Raw genomic sequence first — 7342 nt, 5'->3', positions numbered from 1 at the left:
CCCTGGCGCTGACGCTGGCGGTGATGCTGACCATCTCCTGGCAGATCACCCTGCTGGCGCTGCTGTTGCTGCCGGTGTTCGTGGTGCCCGCGCGGCGGATGGGCCGCAGGCTGGCCGACATGCAGCGCGAGGCCGCGCGCCTGGACGCGGCGATGAGCACCCAGATGACCGAGCGGTTCTCCGCGCCCGGCGCGACCCTGGTGAAGCTGTTCGGCAGGCCCGAGCAGGAGTCGGCCGAGTTCGCCGCGCGGGCGGGGCGGGTGCGCGACATCGGGGTGCGCACGGCCATGTTGCAGACGGTCTTCGTCACCTCGCTGACACTGGTGTCGGCACTGGCCGTGGCGCTGGTCTACGGCCTCGGCGGCTGGTACGCGCTGACGGGCAGGCTGGACGCGGGCGCTGTGGTGGCCCTGTCGCTGCTGCTGACCAGGCTCTACGCGCCGCTGACGGCGCTGGCCAGCGCGCGCATGGAGATCATGTCGGCACTGGTGAGCTTCGAGCGGGTCTTCGAGGTGCTGGATCTGAAGCCGCTGATCGAGGACGCGCCCGACGCGGTGCCGGTGCCCGAGGGCCCGGTGGCGCTGGAGCTGGACGGCGTGAGCTTCGGCTACCCGTCGGCCGACAAGGTCTCGCTGGCCTCACTGGAGGAGGTGGCGACACTGGACACCCGCGGCGGCGTCGAGGTGCTGCACGACATCGACCTGCACGCCGAACCGGGGCAACTGGTGGCGCTGGTCGGTTCCTCGGGCGCGGGCAAATCGACCATCGCGCAACTGGTCTCGCGGCTCTACGACGTGGACGCCGGTGCGGTGCGGTTGAACGGGGTCGACGTGCGCGACATCGAGACCCGTTCGCTGCGCGACACCGTCGGCCTGGTCACCCAGGACGGTCACCTGTTCCACGACACCATCCGCGCCAACCTGCTGCTGGCCCGGCCCGAGGCCGACGAGTCGCAGCTGTGGGACGCGCTGCGCCGCGCCCGCCTGGCCGAGCTGGTGGAATCGCTGAGCGACGGGCTGGACACCGTGGTCGGTGAGCGCGGCTACCGTCTGTCCGGCGGCGAGCGTCAGCGCCTGACCATCGCCCGGCTGCTGCTCAAGCAGCCGAGACTGGTGATCCTCGACGAGGCCACCGCCTCACTGGACTCCACTTCCGAGGCCGCGGTGCAGGAGGCGCTGACCGAGGCGCTGGCCGGCCGCACCGCGCTGGTGATCGCGCACCGGTTGTCCACCATCCGCGCGGCCGACCGGATCGTGGTGCTCGAGGACGGGCGGATCGTGGAGCAGGGCACCCACACCGAACTGCTCGCCGCCGACGGGCGGTACGCCGAGCTGTACCGCACCCAGTTCGACGAGCCCGCCGAGGTCGCGGCCTAGCCTTCTCGTCCCCGGTCGGTACGTGCTCCCCGGCCGGTACGCGACCGCTGGATCGGTGGCGGCCGAAGCGCGGGCCGCCGGGATGGGGCGCGGGAAATCCGGGAGCGGGTTCACCGGCTGGGTGCCGGTCGGCTCAGAACGCGCCCGCGACGCGGAAAACCGTTCGGCCCGAGTGGGTTCCGTCCTTGATCGAGCGCAGCACGCGCTCGGCCTCGGTGACCGGGGCGACGTTGCGGAGCAGGTCGAGGTGGCCCGGGCGCAGGTCGGTGGCCAGCCGCGACCACAGCGCGCGGCGTTCGGCGATGGGGTACTCGACCGAGTCGACGCCGAGCAGGCACACCCCGCGCAGGATGAAGGGCATGACGGTGGTGGGCAGGTCGGCGCCGCCGGTCAGACCGCTGGCGGCGACCGCGCCGCGATAGCCGATGCAGCTGAGCACGTAGGCCAGCGAGCGGCCGCCGACGCTGTCCACGGCGGCGGGCCAGCGGGTGGATCCGAGCGGGCGGATCTTCGCGTCGGGGTCCTCGGGCAGACGGCCGATCACCTCGGTCGCGCCGAGTTCGCGCAGGCGGTCGGCGGCGTCGGGCTTGCCGGTGGAGGCGACCACCTCGAAGCCGAGACCGGCCAGGATGTCGACGGCCACGCTGCCGACGCCGCCACTCGCGCCGGTCACCAGGACCGGGCCGTCGTCGGGGGTGAGACCGTGGTCGAGCAGCGCGACCACGCTGAGCGCGGCGGTGAAGCCCGCGGTGCCGATGGTGGCCGCGTCCTCGGCGCTCAGACCGTCCAGGCGCACCACCCAGTCGGCGGGCACCTTCGCGTACTCGGCGAAACCGCCGTGACGCGAGACGCCGATGCCGTAGCCGTGCGCGACAACCGTGTCGCCGACGGCGAAGTCCGGGCTGTCGGAGGCGACGACCTCGCCGGCCAGGTCGATGCCGGGAATGATCGGGTAGGACCGGACGACCCCGCCGCGCGGCGTGATGGCCAGCGCGTCCTTGTAATTGGCGCTCGAGTAGTGCACCGCGATCGTGACCCGATCGCCCGCGCCGCTGTCGAGGAAGCTCTCCTGCACCTCCTCGCGGACCAGGCCGATCCCGCCCTCGGACTCGTGCGCCACCATCGCTGCGAATGCCATGGCCCCGAGCATACGAGCCGCCCGGCCCCGGCCGGGGTGACCCGCGCGGGGCGTCGGTGTGCTCACCCGGCGGTGAATTCCAGTCGCACGCCGAGCAATCGGATCGGGCGGTCGAGGTCGAAGCGGTCGGCCACGCGCAGCGCGGTCTCGACGATGGTCGCCACGTCCGTGGTGGGTTCGGGGAGTTTGGCCTGCTTGCTGCGGGTGTAGAAGGTGCTGGTGCGCACGGTGACCGAGACGCGGGTGGTGACGCGGCCCGCCTCGGCCGCTTCCTCGGCGACCTGGGTGGCGATGCGGGTGACTTCGGCGCGGATCTCGGCGGGGTCGGTGAGATCGCGGGGGAAGGTACGGGATCGGCTGCGGCCCACCGGGACCCGCGGCTCGGTGACCACGTCGGTGTCGCCGCTGCCGTGTCCGAGCACCCACAGGTAGGGGCCGGTGGCGGGGCCGAACTCGGCGGCCAGCCGGGTGCGGTCGGCGGACATCAGGTCGGCGACGGTGTGGATGCCGAGGGCGGCCATGCGCGCGGCGATGCGCTTGCCGACACCCCACAGCGCGTCGACGGGACGGTGGGCCATGACCTCGGTCCAGTTGGCGGCGGTGAGCACGAAGGTGCCGGTGGCCGCGCCGGGCTCGTCGGCAGGGGCGGCCGAGGACTTGCCCGCCGATTTGGCGAAGCCGGTGGCCAGTTTGGCGGTGAGCTTGTTGTCGCCGATGCCGATCGCGCAGGTCAGTGACAGTTCGGCGATGGCGGCGCGGATGCGGGCGGCCAGGGCGAGCGGATCGTCGGTGTCGGCGGCCAGGAATGCCTCGTCCCAGCCCCAGACCTCGACCCGGCCGGGGAAGGTGCGCAGCAGCTCCATCACCTCCTCGGATGCCTCCTCGTAGGCGGCCGTGTCCAGCGGGAGGAAGACGCCCTCCGGGCAGCGTCTGGCGGCGGCGCGAAGGGGCATGCCCGCGCGCACGCCGTAGGCGCGGGCCGGATAGGACGCGCAGGTCACGACCTTGCGCGGCTCCTGCGGGTCGCCGTTGCCGCCGACGATCACCGGCCTGCCGCGCAGTTGCGGGTGGCGGCGGAACTCCACCGCCGCCTGGAACTGGTCGAGATCCACGTGCAACAGCCACCGGGCCACCTGTCCGTCATACCCCTTTCCCCGGCCCGGCCGGCGCGCCCTTGCCGAGCGCCGAAGACAGAATTAAATTCTGGTCATGAAGATTCGAGATCGGTTGCTGGCGGCGGCCGAGCGCGAGTTCGCCGAGCACGGCCCGCTGGACGCCACCCTGGCCACGATCAGGGAGGCCGCGGGCGCGAGCGTGGGCGCGCTGTACCACCACTTCCCGGACAAGGCCGATCTCTACCGGCAGGTGTGGGCGAACGCGCTGGCCGACTACCAGCGCTGCTTCTGGGCGGCGGTGGGGGAGAGCACCGACGCGCGCGGCGGCGTGGTCGACGGCGTGCGCGCGCATCTGCGCTGGGCGAGCGAGCATCCGAACCGGGCCACGATCCTGCTGTCGGCCCGCCCGCCCGGGGTGCGCGACAGCGAGAGCAACCGCGCCTTCCTCACCGACGTGGCTCGGTGGTGGCGCACCCACGCACGCTACGGGGCCGTCCGCGAACTCGACTTCGACGTGCTCTACGCGCTGTGGCTCGGGCCGGCGCAGGAGTACTCGCGCCAGTGGCTCGGCGGCGCGATCACCGTGCCGCCGGCCGACGTGGCCGACGAACTCGCCGAGGCGGCCTGGCTCGTCCTCGGCACCGACACCGGAGGAACGACATGACCGAGTGCGACCACACGACCGCGACCGACCACAGTCCGGCCCGCGACCACAGTCCGGCCCGCGACCACGGGACGGCCGAGGGGGCATGCCCAGCCGACGAGCGCAGACCGAACGACGAGCACAGGCCGACCCTCGACCGTCCGGCGACCGGGCACCCCGGCCCGGCGTCCGAGCACGGCCCGGCGAACCACGGACCGGCCCTCGGCGGCAGCCCGGCGATCGGGTTCGAGGACGCGAGCCGAGTGCTCGACGCCCAGCCGTTCGCCGAATTGGTGGGCACCAGGCTGCTCGCCTTCGGCGACGGGGCCGCCACGCTGGAGGTGCCCATCCGTCCCCAGTTGCACCAGCAGTTCGGCTACGTGCACGGCGGCGTGCTCGCCTATCTCGCCGACAACGCGCTGACCTTCGCGGCGGGCACGGTGCTCGGCGCCAATGTGCTCACCGGCGGGTTCAGCGTCACCTACCTGCGACCCGCAGCCGGGCAGCGGTTGCGCGCCGTGGCCTGGGGGGGCGGGGCGACCCGCCGCCAGGCGGTGGTGAACTGCGAGATCTTCGCCGAGGAAGACGGGCGCGAGCCCGTGCTGTGCGCCCTCGCCCAGGGGACGACGCGGGCGGTCGAGCGACGCCTGACCTGAGCCCGGCGAGGCCGGGGCGGTCGCGACCGGACCGAGGCGGTCACGACCGCCGGCTCCCGGGAGGCAGCTCCCGGGCCCCGGGTCAGGCCGTGGCGGCCAGCGGCCGCTGCGGCGCGGCCGGTTCAGCGACCGGCTCGACGGCGTAGGCCAGGATGTCGGCCACGTCGGCGACCGGGCGCACGTCCAGCGCGTCGAGCACCTCGGCGGGGACGTCGTCGAGGTCGGGCTCGTTGCGGGCCGGGATGAAGACGGTCTTCAGACCGGCCCGCTGCGCGGCGAGCAGCTTCTGCTTGACGCCGCCGATGGGCAGCACCCGGCCGTTGAGCGTGACCTCGCCGGTCATGCCGACATCGGCGCGGACCCGGCGACCCAGCGCGAGCGAGACCAGGGCGGTGACCATGGTGACGCCCGCGGACGGGCCGTCCTTGGGCACCGCCCCTGCCGGGAAGTGGATGTGGATGTCGCGGTCGAGCATCGAGGGTTCGATGCCGATCTCGGCCAGGTGCGAGCGCACGTAGGTCAGCGCGATCTGGGCGGACTCCTTCATGACGTCGCCCAGCTGGCCGGTGAGGGTGAGCGAGCGCTCGCCCTCGGCGGCGTTGGCCTCGATGTAGAGGACGTCGCCGCCCGCCCCGGTGACCGCGAGACCGGTCGCCACGCCGGGAACCGCGGTGCGCTCCACCGCGTCGGGCAGGAAGCGCGGCCTGCCAAGGTAGTCCTTCAGTTCGCCGACGTCGATGGTCAGCGGCTCCGCGGCGACCGAACCGGTTTCGGACTCCGAGAGCCGGGTCGCGGCCTTGCGCAACGCCTTCGCGATCAGGCGCTCGAGCTGCCGCACGCCCGCCTCCCTGGTGTAGTTCGCGGCGATCTCGCGCAGCGCGGCCTCGGTGACGCGCACCTCCTCGGCGGTCAGCGCGTTGCGTTCCAGCTGCCGTGGCACCAGGAAGTCGCGCGCGATGGCGACCTTGTCGTCCTCGGTGTAGCCGTCGACGGTGATGAGCTCCATCCGGTCCAGCAGCGGGCCGGGGATGGTGTCCATGACGTTGGCGGTGGCGATGAACAGCACGTCGGACAGGTCGAGGTCCAGATCCAGATAGTGATCGCGGAAGGTGTGGTTCTGCGCCGGGTCGAGCACCTCGAGCAGGGCCGCCGCGGGGTCGCCGCGGAAGTCCGAGCCGACCTTGTCGATCTCGTCGAGCAACACCACCGGGTTCATCGACCCGGCCTCCTTGATCGCGCGCACGATCCGGCCGGGCATGGCGCCGACATAGGTGCGTCGATGGCCGCGGATCTCGGCCTCGTCGTGCACGCCGCCGAGGGCCACCCGCACGAACTTCCGCCCGAGCGCCTTGGCGACCGACTCGCCGAGCGAGGTCTTGCCGACGCCGGGCGGGCCCGCCAGCACCAGCACCGCGCCGGAGCCGCGGCCGCCGACGACCTCGAGACCGCGGCGGGCGCGCCTGGCGCGCACCGCCAGATACTCGACCATGCGGTCCTTGACCTCGTCCAGGCCGTGGTGGTCGGCGTCGAGGATCGCCCGCGCGGCGGCGATGTCGGTGCTGTCGGCGGTCTTCACCTGCCACGGCAGCTCCAGCACGGTGTCCAGCCAGGTCCTGATCCAGCCGGACTCCGGGCTCTGCTCGCTCGCCCGCTCCAGCCTGCCGACCTCGCGCAGCGCGGCCGCGCGCACCGCATCGGGCAGGTCGGCAGCCTCGACGCGGGCGCGGTAGTCGTCGGCGCCGTCGGGGTCGTCCTCGCCCAGTTCCTTGCGGATGGCGTTGAGCTGCTGACGCAGCAGGAACTCGCGCTGGGTCTTCTCCATGTTCTCGCGGACCTCCTCACCGATCTTCTCGGTGAGTTCGGACTCGGCGATGTAGGACCTGGTCCACTCGATCAGCGCGCTCAGCCGCTGCGCCGGGTCGGGCGTCTCCAGCAGGCCGCGCTTCTGCTCGGCGGTCAGGTAGGGGGCATAGCCCGCGGTGTCGGCGATGGCCGAGGGGTCGGTCAGCTGGGCGACGGCGTCGATGAGCTGCCAGGCCTCGCGACGCTGGAGCACCGAGATGACCAGCTTCTTGTACTCGGCGGCCAGTTCCTCGGTGCGGCCGTCCGGGGCGGGGGTCTCGACCGGCTCGGCCTCGACCCACAGCGCGGCGCCGGGGCCGGTGACGCCGTGGCCGATCCTGGCGCGGCGCTCGGCCTTCAGCACAGCCGCGGGCGCGCCGCGCATCCGGCCGACCTGTTCGATGGTGGCGACCACACCGTAGGTGGCGTAGTCCTCGTCCAGGCGGGGAGCGACCAGCACGGCGTGGCCCCCCCCCGCGCCCGCGGCGGGGATTGGGGCCCGCGGCCCCGCCGCGGGGTGGGTGGGGGCCCCCCAGGCCCGGCGGCCGCGGGGGTAGGGGGGGCACAACCCC

Annotated in this window: 6 protein-coding genes; 3 read left to right on the top strand and 3 right to left on the bottom strand. The window is 73.2% G+C overall.

What is annotated here, in order from left to right; all coding sequences use genetic code 11:
* The coding region (locus tag QH283_RS01975) for an ABC transporter ATP-binding protein (protein ID WP_280501303.1) at positions 1 to 1376 on the top strand (1376 nt) is incomplete at its 5' end.
* A gap of 133 nt (positions 1377 to 1509) precedes the next feature.
* Here the strand turns inward: QH283_RS01975 and QH283_RS01970 are convergent.
* Positions 1510 to 2514: an oxidoreductase gene (locus QH283_RS01970; RefSeq protein ID WP_280501302.1), complete on the bottom strand. Its 1005-nt coding sequence runs from the start codon at positions 2512 to 2514 to the stop codon at positions 1510 to 1512.
* A 62-nt stretch (positions 2515 to 2576) separates the two neighbouring features.
* A complete protein-coding gene (locus QH283_RS01965) occupies positions 2577 to 3647 on the bottom strand; it encodes a DNA polymerase IV (RefSeq protein WP_280501301.1) in 1071 nt (356 codons plus the stop codon).
* 76 nt (positions 3648 to 3723) lie between these two features.
* On the opposite strand from QH283_RS01965, the gene QH283_RS01960 reads away from it, so the two are divergent.
* Both QH283_RS01960 and QH283_RS01955 read left to right on the top strand, forming a co-directional pair.
* Complete coding sequence (locus tag QH283_RS01960) at positions 3724 to 4293, top strand: TetR/AcrR family transcriptional regulator (protein WP_280501300.1); 570 nt, start codon at positions 3724 to 3726, stop codon at positions 4291 to 4293.
* A gap of 218 nt (positions 4294 to 4511) precedes the next feature.
* Entirely contained in the window at positions 4512 to 4928 is a 417-nt protein-coding gene (locus QH283_RS01955; protein WP_280501304.1) for a PaaI family thioesterase, read from the top strand.
* 82 nt (positions 4929 to 5010) lie between these two features.
* On the opposite strand, the gene lon is transcribed toward QH283_RS01955, so the two are convergent.
* A complete protein-coding gene (lon, locus tag QH283_RS01950) occupies positions 5011 to 7230 on the bottom strand; it encodes an endopeptidase La (protein ID WP_280501299.1) in 2220 nt (739 codons plus the stop codon).
* Positions 7231 to 7342 lie beyond the last annotated feature (112 nt).

Origin of the sequence: Nocardia farcinica, from assembly GCF_029867845.1 — a bacterium.
GTDB classification, from domain to species: Bacteria; Actinomycetota; Actinomycetes; order Mycobacteriales; family Mycobacteriaceae; genus Nocardia; species Nocardia farcinica_A.
This window is presented reverse-complemented; position numbering and strand designations above follow the sequence as displayed.